The following is a 22,460-nucleotide window of genomic DNA, read 5'->3' as shown; positions in this document are numbered from 1 at the left end:
AAGTGGATTTACATGTTGCTTGGTATTTTTATTGTATTATTTGTTGCTATTTTGATGTTGCAACAATTAAACACGGATGCAGGTGGCTTCGATCGCTTTCAAGCCTCTCTCTTAAATTTATTACTTTTTTTGTTTCCTTTATTTATTTTGACAATAGGGGCAATGAGTATAGCTGCTGATATAGAATCAGGATGGTATCAATTAATTCGATCATATCCCGTTAGTATCGCACATTATTTAGGGGCAAAATATGTCGCATTAGTATCCATTTTTTTATTCGCTTTAGCAACTACAGAAGCAGTTATTTTAATTGTAGGAGCTTTCTTTGGTGGCGTTCATATAGATAGTCAGTTTATTGTATTAACAACAGTTATTATCGTTGTTTTTAGTGCTATAAGTGTAATGATTGGCGCTTTTTCCATACATCGATTACAGGCATTAGGTTTTAGTCTAGGGCTATGGGCAGTTTTTACATTATTGAGTAATTATGTAGTAATGGCAATTGGAACCATTATTCCAAAACATGTCTATGAAAAAATAATTTATACACATGTTCATATTAATATTATTGAGTGGCTCCGATATGTCTATTTAATTCAAATAGAACAAACAGGCATCTTAGGGAAGTCGTTTTATTATTTAACACAGTTTTATGAAACTAGTCTAGGAATTGTTTTGATAATAGGTATCACAATAGTATGGTGGTTTATTCCACTTTGTCTTGCTTTTTTAAAGTTGAAACGTAAGGAGAGCTATAGATGATAGAGCTACAAGAGGTTGTGATTACATATCGTAAAGGACAACAAATTGGTCCAGTTACCTATCAACTTACAAGTGGGAAAATTGTAGCATTAGTGGGAGAGAACGGTGCTGGAAAAAGTACGCTAATGAAACTGATTATGGGACAATTACCATTAGATAAAGGGACTATAACAGGCATTCCTCAAGGCCGAGTTCGATATATGCCTGATGATCTAAACTTTCCAACTACATTAAAAGTGAAAGAAATTATTGAGCTTTTAGGTAAGTTAAAGGGTATTACTAGTAGGAGTCAAGATGATATTTTACAGTTAGTTGATCTATTCGAGCATAAAAATAGTTTTGTTAGTGAGCTTTCAAAAGGAATGAGACAACGTTTAAACTTTGCCCAAAGCCTGTTAGGCGAATGTGATGTGTATATTTTAGATGAACCTACCAATGGTCTAGATCCATATTGGATCAACAGAGTGAAATCAATTTTAAAGGAGGAAAGAGATAAAGGTCAATTGATCTTGTACTCTACTCACTTACTATCAACAGTAGAGGAAATTGCAGATGAAGTAATTTTCATTCATAAAGGTAAAATTCTTGCTTCTGGTAATATTTCAAGTTTAAAAAGACAATATGCTGAAGAATCTTTAGAATCCCTATGGTTGAAATTGTATTTAGGGGAGGATTTGTCATGAAAAATTGGCTTTCAGCATGTGTTATTTTAATTTTAATTGGTATTGTCTTTATTAACTATTTACCTTCAGATAAAGCAGAAACTTCTAAAGAGATTATAGATAGCACAGTTAAATCAACAGATATAAAACTTTCAGATAGAGCAGTGCGAAATTTTGAATTGCCAAATCTCAGAGGCGAACGAAAAACATTATACAATTATCTAGGTAAACCGGTTGTCCTTGTATTTTGGGCTACCTGGTGTGGACCTTGTAATGAGGAAATGCCACGATTGCAAAATTATTATGACACAAAAAAAGATGTACAGATTGTCACAGTCAATGCAACTGATACTGAAGCAAGTATAGAAACGGTAACTAAATATGCTACTAAAAAGGGATGGGATTTACCTATTTTATTGGATGAAACTGGGGATATCCGAAAGCGATTCGGTGGTTTTACAATACCAACTACAATATTTCTAAGCGCCAATGGAGAGATTGTTCATGAAGTTTATGGACCTATTGATGAGCAATATATAGACAATATTATTAGTGAACTATAATACGATAAAAACAGGTGCTAATTGTGTTTTAGCACCTGTTTCTTAATAGTAATTACTTCTTCTAATAGCTGTTTTTTTCTTTTTTGTAATCAAAATAAACAGTTCAATTATAACAACTAAAATAAGAGAAATACCGAAGAGTGGCATAATAATGCCTAGCAAAATCATGAAAATACAAAATGGAATAGATATTTCTTTTGGCATAGGTGGTGCAGAAATCATCCCTTTTTGTCTACGTAATAACCATGTTTTAAAGCCAAGATAAATTAAATATAAAAACGCAAGACAAATCAATAGATTGATTATTTTATTTGGCCAACCAAATAGATGCCCTTCATGAAGTGGGATACCCCATGTAAACCATTTTCCTAAAATACCATATTCATCGTATCCGACTGATGAGATAAGTGAGCCAGTGTATTGGTCAAAATAATTAGTTATTTCTTCATTTGGATTTACATCCAGTCCTGTTATACCTGTGTTTGACCCCTTAGCAACAGTAAAAACGCCTTCTTCCGAACTAGGTAAAATAATAGAGTATGGTTTAGAAATATTTTCACTGTCCACATGCTTCATCAAATCGCCGACTGACATCGCATATTCATTTGAATAATCAACAACACCATGAGCTCCTCCATGACCTGCATGACCTGAATGGTCTTGGGTAGTAGAAGTTGGCGTTTCATTTTTGCGAGTAGCCCATGGAATTTCATTAATATCAGATGTTGGTGGATTTTGTTGCAATTCTGGAATCCCAATGGACGGATTTTGTTGTGCTGCTGTATAAATAAAATTCCCCATAAATGCTGACCATGGCAATCCTGTGAAAATAATTGCAATCATAGGTATGGTAATAATCACACCGAGGATACTGTGCCATCTACGTGACCGAATACGAGATGTTTCTGTTTGCACTTTCTTCCATACTTTCTTTCTAAAGGTCATGTATAAACCTGAGAGTAATAAGAAGATAGCCCAGCATGCAGCTAGCTCCACTAAGTAGTTTACGAATGTCCCACCTATAAATAGAGAGCTATGGAGATTTCGCATAATATTCGAAAATGTGTAATTTGCATCCTGACTATCGACTACCTGATAATTATCATCTAAAAAGACATACTTTTGTTCGCCTTCACTGTTGGTCAGTGTTAAGCGGGTATTATAAGGTTCGTCTAAAACTATTACTTTACTAACTTTATAGTCACTAAATTTTGCTTTTGCCTGTTCAATTCCTTCATCAATTGTAATATTTGTTGTTTCTTTACTATCACCAAAGAAAGCATCAGAATAGAGCTTGTTCTCTACATCTGTGTAGAATAAGTAGCCTATTCCACTGATTGTTAAAGTAAGCAAGAGGGGAGTAATAAATAATCCAGCAAAAAAATGCCATCGCCAAAATCGATTGTATAAGTTCTTCATAAAGCCTCCTAAAAATAGATAATTTCACTTACATGAATACTATACATTTGAAATGTGAAATGTAGATGATATTTTTGAGGAGAATTTATGTTTAAATAAAAGAAATATATTATTTCGAGGGAAAAAGTTCTTTTAGATAAACTAAATATTAATATTATATAGTCGCTAATTCCTTTTTAGATTTTGTAAAAGTGAGATTGTCCTGAATATTGTAGACCAGTAAAAATAGACATAATTTGAAAAAAACGTTTCATCTAAAGTAAATAGGCGTGTTCTAACTCAATTTGGTAATTTTGTTTTAAGAGAGGATAGATGCTTATGTAAAGGTTATAAGCGGAGTTTTCTACACATTGATAGACGAAAAAAACCTTCTTACCCTTTAATTTTGCCAACTTAGACTAAATACATTTCTAAATCATAAACCATCGATTAAATTGAAAGTATGAAAAGTAAATGAAGCGAGGGATGGGCAATATGATAAATGTAAATAGATCATTGTTTGGCATAATCATTGTTGTCGGAATTGTATTTTGCGTATTTGTCATCATAAATAGGCCAATATCAAAAGCGGCAGTTTCTGAAGAAATTAACACACGTTTAACAAAAATAGTTGAAAAAGATAAAACATTGTCTAGTGCATTATTAACAATTTACTCCAACAAGACAGGTTATTTCGAACAGTTTGCAGTAGGAACTAAAAATCAATATTCGGAACTACCTGTTCAAATCGATAGTCGTTATCATTCAGCCAGTATTGGAAAAACCATGTGTGCTACAGTGTTTGGCATATTATCTGACGAGGGTAAAATCAACTTAAACGATAAAATCAGTTCTTGGCTAGATGATGATATTCTTAAGGGATTATTTGTCGTAGATGGCACGGATTATAGTGATCAGGTAACATTGAAACATTTACTTAGTCATACATCAGGAATTGGCGATTATTTTGAAGGTCCAGTAAAAAGCGGGAAGCCTATGCTGGAAATCATTTCATCCAATCCAGATCTTTTATTTACACCAGAAGAATTGATTGCATTTACTAGAGAAAACCAGATTCCAGTGGGGAAGCCAGGACAACAATTTTATTATTCAGATACGGGATATATCTTACTTGGATTTATTCTAGAAGCTATCGAGGAAAAACCTTACTCAGCAATCTTAGAAGATAGGATATTTCAGCCATTGGGCATGACTGAGAGTTACTTCATGTTCTATAATGATAAGCCTACTGATATCATTGGAATTTATATGAATGAAATTGACTTTAGCAACAAAAACGCTTTATCCATAGACTGGGCAGGAGGCGGTGTTGTTACCACTATGAATGACCTCTTAACATTCATGATGGCATTAGAAAATGGAACCATTCTTTCTGATGATGTTTATAGTCAAATGACTGACTTTTCAAACATCTATACAAAGGGTATTTATTATGGAATGGGTATGATGTATTTTGATTTTAGCGAGTTATCTTTACTGTTAAAATTAAGCTCAATGACAGATCTTTATGGCGGTGTAGGAGTTACAGGAACTTATATGTTATATGATAAAGAAAAAGATACTTATTTTATAGCTAATTTTGGATCACTTGATTATGGAGAAAAAGGCTTACAAGAATTAGTTAAAATAAGAATGATTTACGATAGAATGAATATAGATTAAATACGTCTTAAGTTGTTATTAGGAGACATACGATGGTTCAATTATTGTGTTCAAATAAAGTTTATGAAAAATTAAAAAAAGAACTATCCAAGTACCAAATTGAAATCAAGCCAGATAGTAGTTTAGTACTCGTAGAAAAAGGATATGACATACCAGACGGAAAGTTGAGTGTCGTATTTGATGGCATTGATTACATGAATGTGATAAAACTATTGATTACGGGCATTCGAGAAGACCTGCATTTTATAAATACTATTGTAGGTTTTAGAGATAATAAATTTGAAGTAATAGAACCTATAGATGTTTTTTATCTAGAAGCAGGTCCCAATGGTATTACGGCATTTACTGAGTTTAATCGGTACAGTATAAAAGAAACCTTACAATTTTATGAAAACGTGTGGGGTATAAAAGGATTTATACGAATTAATAAATCACAACTCGTTAATTTGCTGCATGTGAAAGAAATTATCCCCTGGTTTAACTCCAGATATGTATTGAGAATGGAAAATAACACTGAACTGGAAGTATCGAAAATGTTCTCAAAAAAGCTTAGAAGTACGCTAAAAATATAGGAGATCACTTATGGAGAAAATTCATTTAGAAAATATCATAAAGTCAATTATTCTTGGTCTCTTCATCGGGATTATACTACAGTTTTCTGATAATACGAACATAAAATTTTCGTATAGAGTTTTAGCGATATTAGCCAGCGGATGTGTAGGGTTCTTTATTGGCTTAGTGACAGAATGGTTAACAGCAATATTACCAATTAGCATGGCAAATGCCCGAACCTACTTCTTAATAAACAATTTGATTGCATTAATTGTGACTACAGTGATTATGATGTCTTTAATTATTATCACAAATAGCGAAATGGTGAAAAAGGGAGAATTCATCTCGGTCTTATTGATTGTGCTTGGCATTATATGTTTAGCAAACCTAAGTGATTATATGATGTATCGGCGTGCCCAAAAAAAATTGAGAAAATTCAAAGCAATGATTAAAGATACTAAGTATTAGCTCCAAAAATAGTGATGGATGGTGCGAGCTGGTAACCGAAATGTTTTTTGCTGTAACAGATATTTTCACCGTTTAACTACAAGATAAGTAGGAACGTTTTTTAAAGGAGCCTCATTTACAAATAAGAATGATGCTCTTTAATTTTGTACTTTTTCAATAAACTTCCGATGTATTTGCATGCTTTTTAACTCTAAACTAACTCATTATATTTAGCTACAGTAGTCATTTATATCAGCCTAAAACCTAAACCATTTTCAACCAAAAGAATAAACTAGTAGAAAAATTATTATTGTGTTGATAGAGGTGACTGAAATGGAGCGAGATTCATTGTTCTTAAAAGGGCTAACTGGTGAAGTAGTAACCGTAAAAGATCCTAACTACAATGAAGCAAGACAAGAATGGAATCGTGCCAATCAAAAGTTTCCATTGATCATTGTGTATTGTGAAAGAAGACAAGATGTTGTGAATGCCATACATTGGGCACGTAAACATTGTGTGGATATCCGCATTAGGTCTGGAGGACATCATTATGAAGGCTATTCTAATGGTGATTTCGTGCTTGTAATTGATATTAGTAGATTGAATAAGCTGAAACTAGATAAGAAAAAACACATATTAGAGGTGGAGGCTGGAGCAAAAAACACAGAGGTGTATGATTTTGTTGGCTCCAATGGATATGTTTTTCCTGGTGGAACTTGCCCTACTGTTGGAGTATCTGGCTTTACACTCGGGGGTGGATGGGGATTCTCCAGTCGACTTTATGGGTTGGGGTGTGATAGTTTACTAGAACTAGAATTAGTAGATTACGAGGGAAGGATTATTAAAGCAAATAAAAATTGTAACGCTGATCTTTTCTGGGCTTGTCGAGGTGCAGGTGGAGGTAACTTTGGTGTGGTTATTAGCATGACTTTTCAGTTACCAAAACCAACACAACGTTCTGTCACATTCATTAGATTCTATTATGTAAATACAACAATTGCTAAGCAAATAGATGTCATGAATATTTGGCAAAATTGGTTGCCTAAATTGGATAAACGAATGACTTTAGTTACAAGCTTTTATAACGCTGAAAATGAAGGGTTAGGTATTTTTGGAACTGGTTTCTTTTACGGTCCATCCAAATTAGCAAAAAAGATTTTACAACCTTTTGTAGAAATTAAAGGGTTTCGATTGAACTTAGAAGAATCTTCCTTTCTAGAAGCAGTGAAAAAGGTAGAGGCAACCTATCCACCTTTCGAAAAATTTAAATCCACTGGTAGGTTTGTACAAAGAAACTATACAGTAGAAGAGCTTAAAAATATTGGAACTAGTGTCCAAAGTCCTCCGAATGGTTCTGTATATGCTGCTATTTCTTTTTATGCATTAGGAGGAGAAATCAAACACATTGATAAAGAAGAAACGGCTTTTTACTATAGAGATGCTAAATATATAATGGGTGTCCAGTCTGTATGGATAGAGGATAAGTATGCAAGAGATAATCAGGAGTGGGTTCGTGAGCGTTTTGAAATGATTAAAAATATGACAAAAGGTTCTTATGTGAATTTTCCTATAAGTGAGCTTAAAAATTATGATAAGGAATACTTTGGAGGCAATGCACAAAGGTTGAAACGAGTTAACCAAAAGTATGATCCGTTTAATGTATTTAGGTTTCCACAGGGATTAAAATGAAATTAAATTGAAATAGGAATGATCACTATATAAGAGATAATTTACGGCTATACTATAAAAGTTCTGTAAATCTTAGTTTCAAATTAATTAAATAAAAGTACTTGTCTAAAATATTATGAAGCTTTAAAATCCTCATGCAAAGGAAGGCGGGTTTATTGCAATGGCATGGGTAGTAGACGCAATCAAGCCCGACTCCTCACCAAACAATTTTAGTTTACATAATATAAGTAAATTGGTCACAACTTACTGGTTATCGGATGCTCCTCATAATTGATCGCTCAAAAGGTTATTCGTATAAATAATATTATTTATTATTTAATCTAGACATGTCCAATATACATATCAAATTGATAATTATTGAGTAACAATAGAGTAGTCCCACAATCAGGCCATTGAAAAAGACTAAAAGTTACTTTCCTCTCCGTAAGGAAAGTGACTTTTTAGTTTGTTTTAAATGAATAACGATCTTCAATATTCGGGTACTGTTTTTGCACTACATGGATAGCTAACTAGGCGGAACAATGGAATTAAAATAAAAATTGCCAAATTCCATTTTAGTATCGAGGAATTACGATTTTTAGCATTAGAATTATTTTTCTTAACATTGTAATTCCGCATTTTCTTAAACTACATCAAGTTGTTTGTGTAACATATCACTTAAAAAAGTGCAAAATACCTCCTGAAGCTACCCGTCCTAGATTAGAACGGGTTAGCTCAACTGAGATTATAACATTAGCTATATTATCACTTTATATTACTTCATCTGGTGGTTGTGTCTTTCTCCAGCCATAAAACTGCATAACGTCTTTTGATCATATAAAACATTTCAATTTCCACCTTTCATGTTTTTTAATTAACAAGATTAATATTGACGAATACGAATATAATCGTCAATTTTTTTTCGGTTCTCTTCAAAGATTTTTTTCACATATTCATCATGAAGTGCTTTCTCAAGAGAGACCTTACGTTTTGTAATAGTTATCGTGAGCGCAAAAAAGTTTAATATCATTTATTATCACCTCCTTAAATTGTCATGAAAAATGAAAAAAACCGTAGAGAGACTCCTCTACGGTGAAAAAAGGCACAAAAATACCGCAGGGGCACACTTCTCCCTGCGGTATGGGTATGCTTATTTACAAAAAAACCTTAAGCGATCCATTCCGATGCGGTCGAATGTGTGATTTTCATTTTTAATGAAGTTGTAGCTACCAATGACATCAATTTAACGATAACGATCATTTTATTCGACCTCCTTAAGAATTTTTTTGATTACTTAGTAAGTATATCTAACTTTAAGTTGTTTGTAAACATCTTTTACTAAGCTTTCCTAATTATTGAAGTGTGAAGCGTTATGAATGCTACGGTACATGGGGAAATCCAAACCCGATGTATAGCTACAAAATGAAAAAGTATTAGCAGATCACATTGAGTATGGGATCCCAGACATTAATAATTAGCTTTGGCTGAATTACAGAGAGAAAACCCTTCAACAAAGCTAGTGTGGATTATGCATAAAAAGTCTGTAGAAGAAGCCTATGGCGGCGAAAAAAAATATGCTTTGGCAGCACATGGCACACTCGGTGTTTCACGGATTAATATATTCAGGTAAAGTTGAAGTAATAACACCTTTCTATATCTCACAGGTAAAGAAAGAAGAGAACATCCATATTGTTGGTTGGTACTATAAACGGAGAACAAAAAGTATTAACAGGATTTGAAGAGCTTATTGTCAGTGTATTGTTAATTTTGATACTCTGAATTTTAATAATAAGTATTTTGAAAAAAAGATTTGATTATGATATTACAAAATCTAGTAGAGGATAGAAATGAAGCTGAAGTTCGGTTAATAATAAATATTGCGAATGAAGTATTTAATACGTATGAAAAAAAGAGAAATACTCAGGAAATTAATTATATTTGAGACTTCCATAATCCACTCAGTTAGAGAGGTATTTTTTTTTTATTATTTTATTTGCATTTTGCAAGTAATTACGTTATAAATATTTTACATAGCGTTTTAATTGAAGGGAAATGTTAAGACAAAATGAGTATCTTGAACATATTTATTTTACATTAATACTTGCATAATACAAATAAAAAAGGGAGGAATAAAAATGAAAGATATACTAGAAACTATCGTAATAGGGGGAGGGCAGGCAGGGCTAGCATCAGGTTTTCATTTACAGAAAAAAGGTCTACGTTTTTTAATATTGGAGGCAAGTAATCAGATTGGGGGATCTTGGCCAAGATATTATGACAGTCTTAAATTGTTTTCTCCAGCAAGTGTTTCCTCTTTGCCTGGTATGAAGTTTCCTGGAACTCAGAATCGCTATCCGAAAAGAGATGAAGTTATTCAATATTTGCAGGAGTATAAAAATAAGTTTCAATTACCTGTTTTAATTAATCAGAGAGTAGATTTGATAGAGAAAAACAAACTAGGTTTTATTATTCGAACAGTCACAGGGGATATATTTCAAGCTAGAACAATCATAAACGCTACAGGCTCATTTAATAACCCTTTTATTCCTAAAATTAAAGGAAGAGAAGTTTTTCAAGGGAAAACTCTTCACTCTTCAGAGTATCAAAATACACTGCCATTTCATAACAAAAGGGTAATTGTAATTGGTGGAGGAAATTCGGCTGTGCAGATTGCTGTTGAATTGTCTGAGGTGAGCAAAACTACTCTTTCAGTACTACAACCAATAAAATTTGTAAAACAACGTTTACTTGGACTGGATATACATTATTGGTTGAAAATAATTGGTTTTGATACCTTTCCTTTCTGGCGCTTTGGAAAAACGGCACCCAGATCAAATGCTGTGAATGATACAGGTGGATATAAAGATAGAATTAGTAAGGGGAATCCAGAACAACGTTTAATGTTTACTTCTTTCTATGAAGATGGAGTTATTTGGCCGGATGGAGAAAGGGAACCTGTAGATACTATTATCTATGCCACAGGATTCAGACCATATTTACCCTATATGAAATTACTCGGTGCATTGGATGGGGAAGGAATGCCTTTACAAAAGGCAGGTATTAGCAGTATCCCTGGATTGTATTTTGTGGGACTAGAAGGACAACGATCATTTGCATCTGCAACTTTAAGAGGAGTGGGAGAAGATGCCGAGTATGTGGTGAAAAAGTTACTTCATCACTTGAAAAGTAACTTTTGAAGTAAGGAAAACATCTTCAAAAAAAGTTAAATATATTTTAGTTGCATTTTGCAAGTAAATAATATATATATGTCTTTATAGGAGATGATTAAATGGAAAATAAACGTGAACTTTTTCAAGTATTAACTCAAAAGTTTGCTTTACTAAATAAAACATGTTGTTCTGTAGGATCAATTGACATCACACCAATACAGAGCCATATTCTATATGAGATAGACAAACAAAATAACCCATCTATGCAACAAATAGCAGAGGCAATAGGAATGGATATTACTACATTTAGTAGACAGATTCAATCTCTTATTAAGATGAATCTTGTCAAAAAAAATCCTCTACCATCAGATAAAAGAGTGTACATTTTGTCATTAACGGTGGAAGGGACATTTCTCGCTACTACAATTGATGAAATGATAAACAATTATTTAAATGAAGTTTTTTCGCATTTGAATGAGTTCGAAAAAGAAACTGTTTTACGTTCAATTGAACTTTTAAACAAAGCTATGGCTAAATCAAGCTTTTGTTGTATGCCTTCTTCATAATGCGTTAAAGGTTATAAGCAATTAATAATTTCATCTACCTGTAAAAAATAGTCCAATAAAAGATGTAATTGTAGTTTTATAAAAAATTTGATCATTGATAATAAAGTTTGATTAAAAATCCTGTGTTGATATGCAGGTTTTTTTTGTTCAATAAACGGGCCAGAATGTGGAATAACAAACTTTTATAAAATGTCTACCAAACGACGCTTTGGGAATGATATACTTTAATCAATAATATGGTAAATTCAGTTATAAAATGTAATTTTAATACAAATGAAAACAATGTGGGAGGCAATATGTTTATAATTAGAACAGTTATTTTTTGGCTGGTTATAACAATTAGTATTAATGCATATTTAATGACATTACCTATACCTGTTTTACGCAAAAGAGATTATCCACCTAATTATCTTATTCAACAAAATAATCGAATTGATTTACAAAAAAATACAGAATGTGCAGCGTTTTCAACAGCGTATCTACTACGTCATTTCGGTATAGAAGCTGAGGGAGAATCGTTATATACACATTTTCCTTGTAAAACAAGAGCAGGTAATGTATATCCAAAGGGAATTCGTAAAATATTAAGAGAAAAAGGCTTTAAAACAAGCTATTATAAAGGGGATATACATTCATTAAAGTACGAAGTTAGTAAAGGAACTCCTGTAATTGTTTTTATTAAAGTACAGAAGGGGCTTAATAATTTGCATTTTGTCCCCGTTGTAGGCTACGACAAAGAGTATATTTATCTTTCAGAATCGTTAGGGCATTTGGTGAATTGTGATGATGACAATAAAAAATATAATCGAAAAGTTCCAATTAAGGAATTTCAGAAATTGTGGAATGTAAAGAAAATCCATATGCCTATTTCTAGCAATACTTACATTTCTGTAGATATTTCGCAGCATTAATCTCAATGACGAAGAAATTTAAACTGTCTAGTTGTGCTAGCAAGAACCTCGATTTAACAAATATACCAAAAAAAGATTATATATTCTATTTTTGTTAAACGGGTGCTTTAGTGTAGTGCCACAAGGATTTATAACGTATCTAATACAAACCTCAATAACGTTCCCAAATGAAAGTTTTGAGAGAGACCGAAACCTAAAGAAGATAAGGTTTTACTACTTGATAGACAACATGATCATTTCAAAGGGTTTATTCCACCTGGTGGAAAAGTTGAATTTCCTGAAAGTATTTTGGAAAATGCAATTAGAGAAGTAAAAGAAGAAACGGGTTTAGAAGTAAGTAACCTTATTTTTAAAGGTCTCTATGAATATGTAAATCCAGTTGCTATGGATAGATATATGATTTTTAACTACATCACAAAAAAAATTCCTACAAAAGATATATCTTTATCCAAAGAGCACCTTAACTATAAATGGTTATGTTTTGAAGAGGCAGTAACACTTTTGAAATGGGATAGCAATAAAACGGCGTTATGGGAATTGAACAAAAGGTTAGTTAATCAGATGAACACCAAACATAGTTTATGAAAAAATTATTTAAGCTAACGAGTGCTTTGTTTGAAGAACAAGGAATTGCAAAGGCAGCTCATTTTTATTGAATTAACGAAGCATAGTATGGAATACCATTCTATTATATGACTTTTTGGGAAGTAAAAATGAATTAATTAAATAAAAAACAAGCCTGCTCAAATTAACGCATAAGCAGGCTTGTTTTTATTTAATTAATAGTGGTTATAAAGATTTCAATTTACTGTGGTTTTACTTCTATTGACTCTAGATAACGATAAAGTGTTGATTTACTTATACCTGTTTCATTCTTAATATCCAATAATGTGTTTCCAGACTGATACATCTCAATTGCCTTTTTTATATTTTCATCTGATTTCTTAGGTCGCCCAATTGATTTTCCTTTTGCTTTTGCTTCAGCCATTCCTAAAGTAGTTGATTGCTTTACGATATCACTTTGAAATGTTAAAAAGAATTGTAAAACTTGCTCAAGTGGCATTTCAAGAATTTGTGTGGACGTAATATTTTCCTCCATAAAGTGAATAGTTACCTGATCTCTTTTACAAATTTTTAGTAGGTCTTCTAAATGCCTAGTTGTATCCGCGATGCTAAAGAAACGAAGTACCTGAATGGTATCGTCTTTTTCTATTGTCATGAGTAATTCTTCAAGCGCTAATCGCTTTTTCGCACGACCATGATTTTCAGTAAATAGATGGTCACAATTCTTTAAAGCAACAGTTTGAATTTGCATATCCTCATCATTATATAAGGGTCGTTGATAACCGTAAATCATATAATTTCACTCCATTTCAGTTCCGTAAAGGTTCCCTTTTGGGAAAAGTATGCTATGATATTCAAAGATTATATTTTAGTAAAGAAGGAGAATATCATGCAAAGTTTAAAGCAACAATGGTTTGGTAATGTGCGTGGTGACATCTTATCAGGGATGGTCGTCGCCTTAGCGCTTATACCTGAAGCAATTGCCTTTTCTATCATTGCTGGTGTCGATCCAATGGTCGGACTTTATGCGTCCTTTTCTATTGCTGTTATTATAGCATTTGTTGGGGGAAGACCGGGAATGATTTCTGCCGCAACAGGAGCAATGGCACTCGTGATTGCAGATTTGGTGGCAGACCATGGGTTACAATATTTATTAGCAGCAACAATTTTAACAGGAATTATTCAAGTTTTATTTGGTGTATTTGGAATTGCTAAGCTCATGCGTTTTATACCAAATTCGGTCATGATTGGCTTTGTTAATGCACTAGCAATCTTAATTTTCATGGCACAAGTACCACACTTTTTACGTGGAGGGTATATAACGTATATATTTATCGTGGTCACATTATGTATCGTTTACATTTTACCTCGATTCCTTAAAGTAATACCTGCACCTTTAATTGCGATTATCATGTTAACGGCTGTAACATTCATTTTTAATTTTGAACTAAAAACGATAGGAGATTTAGGTGCGATATCACAGAGCTTACCGCATTTTTTCATTCCAGACGTACCATTCAATATTGAAACGTTAGTGATTATTTTCCCTTACGCATTAGCATTAGCGCTTGTTGGGTTAATGGAATCACTAATGACCGCCCAAATTGTTGATGATATGACGGATACAAAATCCAATAAAAATATCGAGGCACGTGGACAAGGAATTGCAAACATCGTTAATGGTTTCTTTGGAGGTATGGCGGGATGTGCAATGATTGGACAGTCGATGATTAACGTAAAATCAGGTGGTCGAGGACGTCTATCAACACTTGTGGCTGGAATGTTCCTAATGTTCTTAATCCTAGTACTTGGCAACATCGTGGTCGATATTCCAATGCCAGTACTTGTTGGGATTATGATCATGGTAAGTATCGGTACATTTGAATGGGGATCGTTTAAATATATTGTCAAAGCACCTAAAAGTGAAGCATTCGTTATGCTTGCAACGGTTGCTGTAGTTGTCTATACAGATAACTTGGCGATTGGAGTTGTATTAGGAGTAATTTTAAGTTCTTTATTCTTTGTTGCAACGATTTCAAAGGTACGAATACATCAAGATAACGATCAATTTATTGTAGAAGGTCCTTTATTTTTTGCGTCTACTCAAAAATTTGTCCAAACACTGGAAGCAGTTAAGGATGATATCGTTACAATCGACTTAACAAGTAGCCATTTATGGGATGAATCAGCAGTTGGTGCAGTCGTAAAAGTCGTTACGAAATTAGAAGAGCAGGGGAAAACAGTGAAAGTCATTGGCATGAATCCAGCGAGTGAAAAATTATATAACCAATTATTAGGTGTATCACATTAAGGGGGATACTTTATGTATAAACATATTTTATTGGCTGTTGATGGTTCTGAGCATTCAGTGCGTGCCGCAAAAGAGGCAGTCAAAATTGCTTCTGAGAATTCACTGATTGAAATGGTGTATGTGGCAGATTTTGAAAAGGCGAAAACAGAAGTGTTACATGCTGTATCTAGTGAAAGTTTATTATTAGAACGTAAACGAAAGGTAGCACCAGTAGAAGAAGTTTTAAGAGTTGCTGGTAGTAACTTCAAATTAACGATTTTACATGGTACACCTGGTCCTATAATTGTGAAGTACGCAAATGAAAAGCAAGTTGATCTTGTTATCATTGGAAGCAGAGGCTTAAATACTTTACAAGAGATGGTGTTAGGAAGTGTCAGCCACAAAGTGATGAAACATGTTCATTGCCCAGCGTTAATAGTGAAATAGCAAGGTTTAATGAAGCATGGAAAATGGAAATACTTTGGAAAGGTTTAACTTGAGTATGAAAAATTCACAGGTAGCCTTTGTAGTTTTATAAAAAAAATTAATCATTTATAATCAAGTTTGTTTAAACATCCTGTGTCGATATGCAGGATTTTTTTGTTCAACAAATGGGGCAGTCTAGTACAAAAATTTTTATGATATTATAAGAAATATGTACAAATTGAGACTAAGGATGATTAAATTTGCTGAAGAATTATTAGATTAAGACTTCGTGAAAACATGGGTGAATACCTTTTTTAACAGGAAAATCTAGTTGAATGGTGTTTAAAAATTCTTAATTGAAGCAACTATTATCAATTGTTGTACCATGACTCTAAGCAAACTTGATATCATTATGAGACATACAAACGAATCCAGGGATATAGCCTAATTACATTGCTTGCTGTTATTCAACTATTGGGCAAGTACCGTAATAGAATGTAGAAATGGTGGAGGAAAAAAATGAACAAAACGGAGAGGCAGCTTGCAATCACGCTTGAATTACAGCGAAGTAAAACATTGAGAGCAGAAGATTTAGCTTCTCAATTTGAGACAAGTGTGCGTACGATATATAGGGATATTCAAGCACTAAGTGAGGCTGGGGTTCCCATTTTAGGCGCTCCTGGACAGGGTTATTCCTTAATGGAAGGATATTTTCTACCCCCGGTTAGGTTCACAGCCGAAGAGGCCGTCTCCCTGCTCATGGGAGCTGATTTTATCGAGCAAAGGTTGGATACAGATTATGGTATTAATGCAAAGTCCGCTCAACGCAAAATCGAGGCTACTTTGTCGGAGTCAGTTCGTAACGAGTCAAGGCTTGTTCGGGAAACAATGCGACTGCTTCATATAGGTGAACAGTCAACTGAAGAGCGGGTAAAAACGTATCTTAATCAAGTTCGCGATGCAATTTTGAAACAGTGCAAAATCAGTTTTATGTATATTAAAAAAATGCCAGGAACAGATGGGAATCGGAAAAATAAACGTGTGGTCTCTCCATATGGATTAACACTTGTCCATGAAAATTGGGTTTTACTAGCATATTGTGATATGAGGCAAGAAATGCGACATTTCCGCTTGTCCCGGATGTCCGAACTTTCTGTGTTGGAAGATCAATTTCTTCTACCAAATGATTTTGACCTAAGTAGCTATCGACCACCTGACAATCGAGATGAAAGAATAATAATGAGGGCAAACCCCGAAATTGCCGACAAAATCATTGAGGCAGTTAATTTTTATATTGCATCCATTGAGGAGCGGAATGAGGATGTAATCTTTCAATTTCGTGTTCGGTATCCAGAGGAACTATTACATCATTTACTTGGCTGGGGCGGAGATATCGAGGTGATTGAGCCGAAGTCTTTACGCTTCAAGATTCGAGAAGTAGCGAAAAAAATTTTAGAACACTACTGACATACACCTGTCAGTAGTGTTCTTTTATACTGTGACTATACCAAGATGAAGAGGAGCTGCTTAAAGGATGAAAAGTACAAAGGATGTATTGAAGTCATTTGAACTTACAGTAGAAAGATATTTGGAAGAACTGACAAAACTCAATATGGATAAATTACATAGAAAGCTGAACGAAGAAGATTGGTCCATTGGACAGATGTATGTACATTTAATTCAATCAGCTTTCATGCATCTACATAATGTCGAGCAATGTTTAGCTGGTAGCGAATCGACATTGAACCCAACGAAGGAAAAAACTGAGCAGGGTAAGATTGTTTTTAAACTAGAACAATTTCCAGCTGTTCGTATTAAGGTCCCTGCTTCTCCGATTTATACTCCGCAACCACCTGAGAGCATGGAGCATTTGGTAGAAGGACTTAACAGTGTAGTGGAACAGATGAGGAATACGGAATCAGTTCTACTTCAAGCGCCTGTAAGTAACAAGATACTTCATCCGGCGTTCGGTGCTTTAAACGCGCAGGAATGGTTTATGTTGATTGAAATGCATTACAGACATCATTTTTTACAACTGGATCGGTTGAAAACGCGTTTAGCATTTGAAGAGTAGGGGGGATGCATCATGTCGAATAAAACAAGTCAGAAAAGCAGATATTGGATTGGCGTTGTATCCGCTTCTCATGTGAATTTAGCCATAGAAGGTGGTTTTGCACAATTGTGTCACGGTAAGGCAGCACCTTTGCGTAAAATGTCTCCAGGTGATTGGCTGATATACTATTCCCCTCGCACAGACATGTTAAAAGGGAAGCCAGTTCAAGCATTTACTGCTATTGGTCAGGTTACGGACAACGGTGCTTACAAACATCAAGTGTCGGAGTCGTTTGTGCCATTTCGCAGAGATATGCGTTATATTCCTTGTCGAGAAGTTAAGATTGCATTGTTGTTAAACCAGCTCACTTTTACGCGTGGAAATCGCAATTGGGGATTTCCATTCCGTCGAGGTCATTTTGAAATTGGAGCTGAAGATTTTATGACAATCGTTACTTCGATGTTAGATGGTGAGGAACAGGCGTTATCCGAGATATTAAAACACTGATTACATTTTGTGAACAGTTTCACTTAAACTTTAGAGTGCTTTAGTTAGATAACAATCATCAACAATTGGGCGCTATTGTTGAATAGCGTTCTGTTCTTCTGAATTCACGAGACGAGGATTGTTAAGTAAATAAGAACAAATTAAAAGCGGTCCTCCACAGATTAGTTTGTGGAAGGCCGCCTTTATTATAAAAACAGTCACCATTTATAATTGTTTACATCTGGTTCACTTAACCATATAGATGTAAAATAAAAGATCTATTTAGCTTACGGAGCTTTCCGCAATGATTGCACGAATCAGAAATCAGAAAATTTAGGACTTCACCATACAACAAGCATTCCACCAATCCATGCGAACTTGCAGCGGAATACAAGGCACTTGAGATTCATCATTCTCGATTGATTATTCATATTTAGCGATATTAAGTAATTCAACTAAATCGCCTTTGACAAGTTCGTATTCTCTTGCGTTAATGTTAACCATTCCATCCTTGGAAATTAATATATTAATTGGACTAGTAGGATCGTCGTTATTAGTGAAAACTATTTTGTAATAAGAGTTAGAGACATCCATATTTTTGAATAACGTTCGTTTTGCTTCCCAGTTATTCAAAATGCTGCGTACTTCGTTATATAATTCATCGTCTTTGTTAACGAGAAATATATTTTTGTTATCTATACCACCGTTCATTTCCCAAACGGAAATGCTATCAACAACTTCTTCAAATTTATCAGTGTTTGTAATGAGTTCATCTCCAAAATTCTTTGTTCCATATTCTGAATAAAATAGAATACCAGTTATACAAAGGACAAGAATAATTGCGACAATTGCTAATTTAATTCGTTTACTTCGCATAATATAGCCCCTCCCAAGTTGTAAAAATATGTGTCTTCCGTTTTATTTTACAAAATTTTAACATAAAAGCAAACAAACCTTATTTACATTTTAACAAAAATCAAGGGATTAGTTTTTAAAGTTGTCGCGTTTTTTATCGAACTTTTAATCTCTAAAGCTCAATGTTTATACGAAATATAAAAGCAAGATTTTTTCTTGTTCCACAATCGGGCCATATTGTTGAATAAGGGTTTTGGAGAAATTAGGAGGATTAATATTGAGAATAATCTAAAAAATTAGTTTATTGTTAGTTCAAATTAAAGTGCTTGAGTCGTGGTGGTAATAATTGGTGTGTGATATGATTAACAGAATATTGTTTGAAGGTTCTATAACCGGGCGCATTTCCGCAGAAAAAAATCCGTCTACGAAATGAAATAGGCCAAGTGTTTATGGATAAAGTATAAATTTTAGGGGGTATTTTATGTTTGTAGTAAATGTAGAAGGGGCTATTCGTCGCAATGAGAAATGGCTTTTAATCCGTAGAAGTGAAAAGGAGGAGCATGCTGGTGGAGGTCTCTCATTAGTAGGAGGAAAGTGTGAAATTGAAGGTGATTCGTCTGATATTCTGGAAAGAACATTAAAACGAGAAGTTTTTGAAGAAGTAGGTAGCGAAATTACAGGCATTAAATATGTAAATAGCTCCTCCTTCGTGACAGAATCAGGGATAAATGTAATCGATATAGTTTTCCATGTCATCATAAATCTGGAGAACCTTACGCTAAAAGTACTGAAGAAGTGGATGATGTTATTTGGATGACTACATCAGAGGTTCTTGCACATACGGAACTACCTTTATTTCTAAAAGAAAACATTAAACTTGCAGAGAAAATACTACAAGATAATATGCAGATGAAATATTAGTTATACATTTTCCATTATAGGGCGCCATTGTGGAGCAACAAAGTTGGAAAATGATCAAACTTTTTTATAAAAACCTAACTTAAAACTGCTAAAGAAGAATCCCTTTTGATCAATCTTTTTCAAAAAGGGATTCTTCTTATTTAACGTAAAATAAAGGTTTGTGAGGTATTTTTGCTCAATCTTTATTCTAAATCTACAAAAATCTGTTGCAATTCAAAACATTAAATCATAATATAAGAATATAGTTATATACGGATTAATTCACCTTTCCTTAACGAGGTGACTTTATTTAAATTAATATATAAGCAAATGATTATATAAGGAGTGCAGATATATGGAAAACACACAAATTGAAAAACAATTAAAAGCAGCTGCAGATTTAAATCGCATTAAATTACTTGCATGTATGAAAAATGGGGAGGTATGTGTATGTGATTTTGTGGATGTGTTAGGAATCTCACAACCAGCCGTTAGTCAACATCTGCGAAAATTAAAGGAGGCAGGCATTATTACGGAACGAAAAGTAGGGACTTGGAAACATTACCGTTTAGTAGAGGATCAAACGCCATTGATGAAGGGCATCTTAGAACAAATTCAGCCTTTAAAGGGTTGCAACTGTGGCACAGATTGTTGCCATGTAGGGGGAACTGATAATGAATAATAATTCTTTAACCAAGCAGCTTTCTTTTCTAGATCGTTACCTTACCCTATGGATATTTGTTGCTATGGGAATAGGTGTTTTATTAAGTTTGACAATGCCTAATATTGGAGAAGCATTAGAGGCCATGTCTATTGGCACAACATCCATACCGATTGCTATCGGGTTAATTGTCATGATGTACCCACCATTAGCGAAAGTAAAGTATGAAGAAATGTGGCGTGTGTTTAAGGATTGGAAAGTGCTTTTACTTTCTCTTTTTCAAAACTGGTTACTCGGACCGTTCTTAATGTTCTTTTTAGCCATCATCTTCCTGCACGATTATCCAGAGTATATGGCTGGACTGATTATGATTGGTTTAGCTCGTTGTATTGCAATGGTGATTGTATGGAACGATTTAGCACGTGGAGACCGTGAATATGTAGCTGGTTTAGTTGCGTTTAACTCCATCTTTCAAATCGTGACTTATTCAATTTTTGCTTACTTTTTCTTAAATGTATTACCTGGTTGGTTTGGCTTAGAGAATTTTAGTGTTTCTATTTCCATGTGGGAAATTACTAAGAGCGTACTGATTTACTTAGGGATACCATTTGCTGCAGGGTTCCTCACACGATGGATAGGCATTAAAACAAAAGGGAAACAGTGGTATGAGGAAAAATTCTTGCCAAAGATTTCACCACTTACTTTAATTGCCCTGTTATTTACGATAGTGATGATGTTTGCCTTAAAGGGTGAGCAATTAGTAGAACTGCCACTTGATGTGGTACGAATTGCAATCCCATTATTTATTTACTTTGTAATTATGTTTGCTGTGTCATTCTTCTCTTCCCGTAAAGTAGGTGCATCTTATCCTGTCACAGCAGCCCTTTCTTTTACAGCTGCAAGTAACAATTTTGAGCTGGCGATTGCGGTAGCAGTTGGCGTATTTGGCCTTCACAGTGGCGTGGCATTCGCTGCTGTTATTGGTCCACTTGTAGAAGTACCTGTTCTCATCGGACTTGTATGGGTTGCCCTACGTTGGCAGAAAAAATACTTTAAAACCATTAAATTATAAGGAGCAATTACTATGACAAATACACTTTATTTCTTATGTACAGGAAACTCATGTCGAAGTCAGATGGCTGAAGGATGGGCAAAAAAGCTACTACCAACCAATTGGACAGTTAAAAGTGCTGGGATTGAAGCACATGGCGTAAATCCGAATGCTGTTAAAGCGATGGCAGAGGTAGGAATTGATATTTCAAATCATACATCCGATTTAATTAATATGGAGACATTACATAACGCCACGTTAGTAGTCACGTTATGTGGAGATGCCGCTGATAAATGCCCAATGACACCTCCTCACGTTCGTCGTGAGCATTGGGGATTTGAAGATCCTGCGAAAGCGACAGGTACGGATGAAGAGAAATGGGCTGTATTTCAAAATGTTCGTGATGCAATTGGTAAACGCATTGAACAATTTGTAATTGAGGAGCTGAAATAAATTGAAAAAAATTCATATCTATGAACCAGCAATGTGCTGTTCTACAGGCTTATGTGGACCCTCTATAGACCCAGAATTATTGCGTATGTCATTTATTATGAATAATTTAAAGAAAACAAACATAGAAGCTGAAAGATTTAATCTTACAAACGAGCCCAATGCTTTTGTAGAAAACGAAGCAATCAATCAACTATTAATGTCGGAAGGAATTGATGCCTTGCCTGCAACGTTTGTGGATGGAGAATTACTTTGTAAAGGGATATATCCAACAAATGAACAATTTTCACAGTGGTCAGGACTTTCAGAAGACGAATTACTACAAAAGCCAAAAGTACGCTT

Annotated in this window: 23 protein-coding genes and 2 pseudogenes; 21 read left to right on the top strand and 4 right to left on the bottom strand. The window is 34.1% G+C overall.

What is annotated here, in order from left to right; all coding sequences use genetic code 11:
- The first annotated feature begins 12 nt into the window (after nt 1-12).
- The 3 genes from HCH28_RS23205 to HCH28_RS23195 are packed head-to-tail and all read left to right on the top strand — an operon-like array spanning nt 13 to nt 1,987.
- Nucleotides 13-762 (top strand): ABC transporter permease, encoded by a 750-nt coding sequence (locus tag HCH28_RS23205; protein WP_255601748.1) that lies wholly within the window; start codon nt 13-15, stop codon nt 760-762.
- Entirely contained in the window at nt 759-1,445 is a 687-nt protein-coding gene (locus HCH28_RS23200) for an ABC transporter ATP-binding protein (protein WP_221683302.1), read from the top strand. The genes HCH28_RS23205 and HCH28_RS23200 overlap by 4 nt, the downstream gene beginning before the upstream one ends.
- On the top strand, nt 1,442-1,987 hold the full coding sequence (locus tag HCH28_RS23195) for a TlpA family protein disulfide reductase (RefSeq protein WP_221683301.1): 546 nt from the start codon (nt 1,442-1,444) through the stop codon (nt 1,985-1,987). Before HCH28_RS23200 ends, HCH28_RS23195 begins: the two co-directional genes overlap by 4 nt.
- Nucleotides 1,988-2,029: 42 nt before the next feature.
- On the opposite strand, the gene HCH28_RS23190 is transcribed toward HCH28_RS23195, so the two are convergent.
- Complete coding sequence (locus HCH28_RS23190; RefSeq protein ID WP_221683300.1) at nt 2,030-3,406, bottom strand: PepSY-associated TM helix domain-containing protein; 1,377 nt, start codon at nt 3,404-3,406, stop codon at nt 2,030-2,032.
- A 474-nt stretch (nt 3,407-3,880) separates the two neighbouring features.
- Between HCH28_RS23190 and HCH28_RS23185 the strand changes: the two genes are divergently transcribed.
- The 4 genes from HCH28_RS23185 (at nt 3,881) to HCH28_RS23170 (ending at nt 7,756) form a co-directional block, all read left to right on the top strand.
- Nucleotides 3,881-5,068: a serine hydrolase domain-containing protein gene (locus HCH28_RS23185; RefSeq protein WP_221683299.1), complete on the top strand. Its 1,188-nt coding sequence runs from the start codon at nt 3,881-3,883 to the stop codon at nt 5,066-5,068.
- Between the two features lie 32 nt (nt 5,069-5,100).
- Nucleotides 5,101-5,640, top strand: a complete 540-nt coding sequence (locus tag HCH28_RS23180; protein ID WP_221683298.1) for a LytTR family DNA-binding domain-containing protein — start codon at nt 5,101-5,103, stop codon at nt 5,638-5,640.
- A 10-nt stretch (nt 5,641-5,650) separates the two neighbouring features.
- Nucleotides 5,651-6,088, top strand: coding sequence for a hypothetical protein (locus tag HCH28_RS23175; RefSeq protein WP_221683297.1), 438 nt, complete (start codon nt 5,651-5,653; stop codon nt 6,086-6,088).
- A gap of 312 nt (nt 6,089-6,400) precedes the next feature.
- Nucleotides 6,401-7,756 (top strand): FAD-binding oxidoreductase, encoded by a 1,356-nt coding sequence (locus tag HCH28_RS23170; RefSeq protein ID WP_221683296.1) that lies wholly within the window; start codon nt 6,401-6,403, stop codon nt 7,754-7,756.
- Between the two features lie 862 nt (nt 7,757-8,618).
- Here the strand turns inward: HCH28_RS23170 and HCH28_RS23165 are convergent.
- On the bottom strand, nt 8,619-8,765 hold the full coding sequence (locus HCH28_RS23165) for a YrzI family small protein (RefSeq protein WP_081011020.1): 147 nt from the start codon (nt 8,763-8,765) through the stop codon (nt 8,619-8,621).
- Nucleotides 8,766-9,870: 1,105 nt separating this feature from the next.
- On the opposite strand from HCH28_RS23165, the gene HCH28_RS23160 reads away from it, so the two are divergent.
- From HCH28_RS23160 to HCH28_RS23145, 4 genes and pseudogenes are all read left to right on the top strand, one after another.
- Nucleotides 9,871-10,932, top strand: a complete 1,062-nt coding sequence (locus HCH28_RS23160; protein WP_221683295.1) for a flavin-containing monooxygenase — start codon at nt 9,871-9,873, stop codon at nt 10,930-10,932.
- A 92-nt stretch (nt 10,933-11,024) separates the two neighbouring features.
- Nucleotides 11,025-11,471 (top strand): MarR family winged helix-turn-helix transcriptional regulator, encoded by a 447-nt coding sequence (locus tag HCH28_RS23155; RefSeq protein ID WP_205443603.1) that lies wholly within the window; start codon nt 11,025-11,027, stop codon nt 11,469-11,471.
- Between the two features lie 296 nt (nt 11,472-11,767).
- A complete protein-coding gene (locus HCH28_RS23150) occupies nt 11,768-12,382 on the top strand; it encodes a cysteine peptidase family C39 domain-containing protein (RefSeq protein ID WP_205443601.1) in 615 nt (204 codons plus the stop codon).
- A 195-nt stretch (nt 12,383-12,577) separates the two neighbouring features.
- Nucleotides 12,578-12,838, top strand: a pseudogene (locus HCH28_RS23145) (NUDIX domain-containing protein); the annotation flags it as partial.
- A 349-nt stretch (nt 12,839-13,187) separates the two neighbouring features.
- Here the strand turns inward: HCH28_RS23145 and HCH28_RS23140 are convergent.
- Nucleotides 13,188-13,739, bottom strand: a complete 552-nt coding sequence (locus HCH28_RS23140; RefSeq protein ID WP_221683294.1) for a recombinase family protein — start codon at nt 13,737-13,739, stop codon at nt 13,188-13,190.
- Between the two features lie 93 nt (nt 13,740-13,832).
- Here HCH28_RS23140 and HCH28_RS23135 point away from each other — a divergent pair, with 93 nt between their 5' ends.
- The 5 genes from HCH28_RS23135 to HCH28_RS23115 all read left to right on the top strand — a co-directional run bounded on the left by HCH28_RS23135 (nt 13,833) and on the right by HCH28_RS23115 (nt 18,222).
- On the top strand, nt 13,833-15,257 hold the full coding sequence (locus HCH28_RS23135) for a SulP family inorganic anion transporter (protein ID WP_221683341.1): 1,425 nt from the start codon (nt 13,833-13,835) through the stop codon (nt 15,255-15,257).
- 12 nt (nt 15,258-15,269) lie between these two features.
- A complete protein-coding gene (locus tag HCH28_RS23130) occupies nt 15,270-15,683 on the top strand; it encodes a universal stress protein (RefSeq protein ID WP_221683293.1) in 414 nt (137 codons plus the stop codon).
- Nucleotides 15,684-16,181: 498 nt separating this feature from the next.
- Nucleotides 16,182-17,129 carry a helix-turn-helix transcriptional regulator gene (locus HCH28_RS23125; RefSeq protein ID WP_221683292.1) on the top strand — a complete coding sequence of 316 codons (948 nt, stop codon included), beginning with the start codon at nt 16,182-16,184 and terminating at the stop codon, nt 17,127-17,129.
- A gap of 67 nt (nt 17,130-17,196) precedes the next feature.
- On the top strand, nt 17,197-17,736 hold the full coding sequence (locus HCH28_RS23120; protein WP_221683291.1) for a DinB family protein: 540 nt from the start codon (nt 17,197-17,199) through the stop codon (nt 17,734-17,736).
- Nucleotides 17,737-17,748: 12 nt separating this feature from the next.
- Nucleotides 17,749-18,222 (top strand): EVE domain-containing protein, encoded by a 474-nt coding sequence (locus HCH28_RS23115; RefSeq protein ID WP_221683290.1) that lies wholly within the window; start codon nt 17,749-17,751, stop codon nt 18,220-18,222.
- A gap of 402 nt (nt 18,223-18,624) precedes the next feature.
- Here the strand turns inward: HCH28_RS23115 and HCH28_RS23110 are convergent, their stop codons facing one another.
- Nucleotides 18,625-19,077 (bottom strand): hypothetical protein, encoded by a 453-nt coding sequence (locus HCH28_RS23110; RefSeq protein ID WP_221683289.1) that lies wholly within the window; start codon nt 19,075-19,077, stop codon nt 18,625-18,627.
- 460 nt (nt 19,078-19,537) lie between these two features.
- On the opposite strand from HCH28_RS23110, the pseudogene HCH28_RS23105 reads away from it, so the two are divergent.
- From HCH28_RS23105 to arsD, 5 genes and pseudogenes are all read left to right on the top strand, one after another.
- Nucleotides 19,538-19,977: pseudogene (locus HCH28_RS23105) on the top strand (NUDIX hydrolase).
- A gap of 334 nt (nt 19,978-20,311) precedes the next feature.
- Nucleotides 20,312-20,638, top strand: coding sequence for an ArsR/SmtB family transcription factor (locus tag HCH28_RS23100; protein WP_221683288.1), 327 nt, complete (start codon nt 20,312-20,314; stop codon nt 20,636-20,638).
- A complete protein-coding gene (gene arsB, locus HCH28_RS23095; protein WP_221683287.1) occupies nt 20,631-21,689 on the top strand; it encodes an ACR3 family arsenite efflux transporter in 1,059 nt (352 codons plus the stop codon). Before HCH28_RS23100 ends, arsB begins: the two co-directional genes overlap by 8 nt.
- Nucleotides 21,690-21,701: 12 nt before the next feature.
- On the top strand, nt 21,702-22,121 hold the full coding sequence (arsC, locus tag HCH28_RS23090; RefSeq protein WP_221683286.1) for an arsenate reductase (thioredoxin): 420 nt from the start codon (nt 21,702-21,704) through the stop codon (nt 22,119-22,121).
- Between the two features lies 1 nt (nt 22,122).
- Nucleotides 22,123-22,460, top strand: a 338-nt coding sequence (gene arsD, locus HCH28_RS23085; RefSeq protein ID WP_221683285.1) for an arsenite efflux transporter metallochaperone ArsD, incomplete at its 3' end; no start/stop codon positions are given.

The organism is Lysinibacillus sp. K60, from assembly GCF_019731275.1.
GTDB lineage: Bacteria > Bacillota > Bacilli > Bacillales_A > Planococcaceae > Lysinibacillus > Lysinibacillus capsici.
The sequence above is the reverse complement of the archived record's forward strand: the minus strand, read 5'-3'. Positions and strand labels throughout refer to the sequence as shown.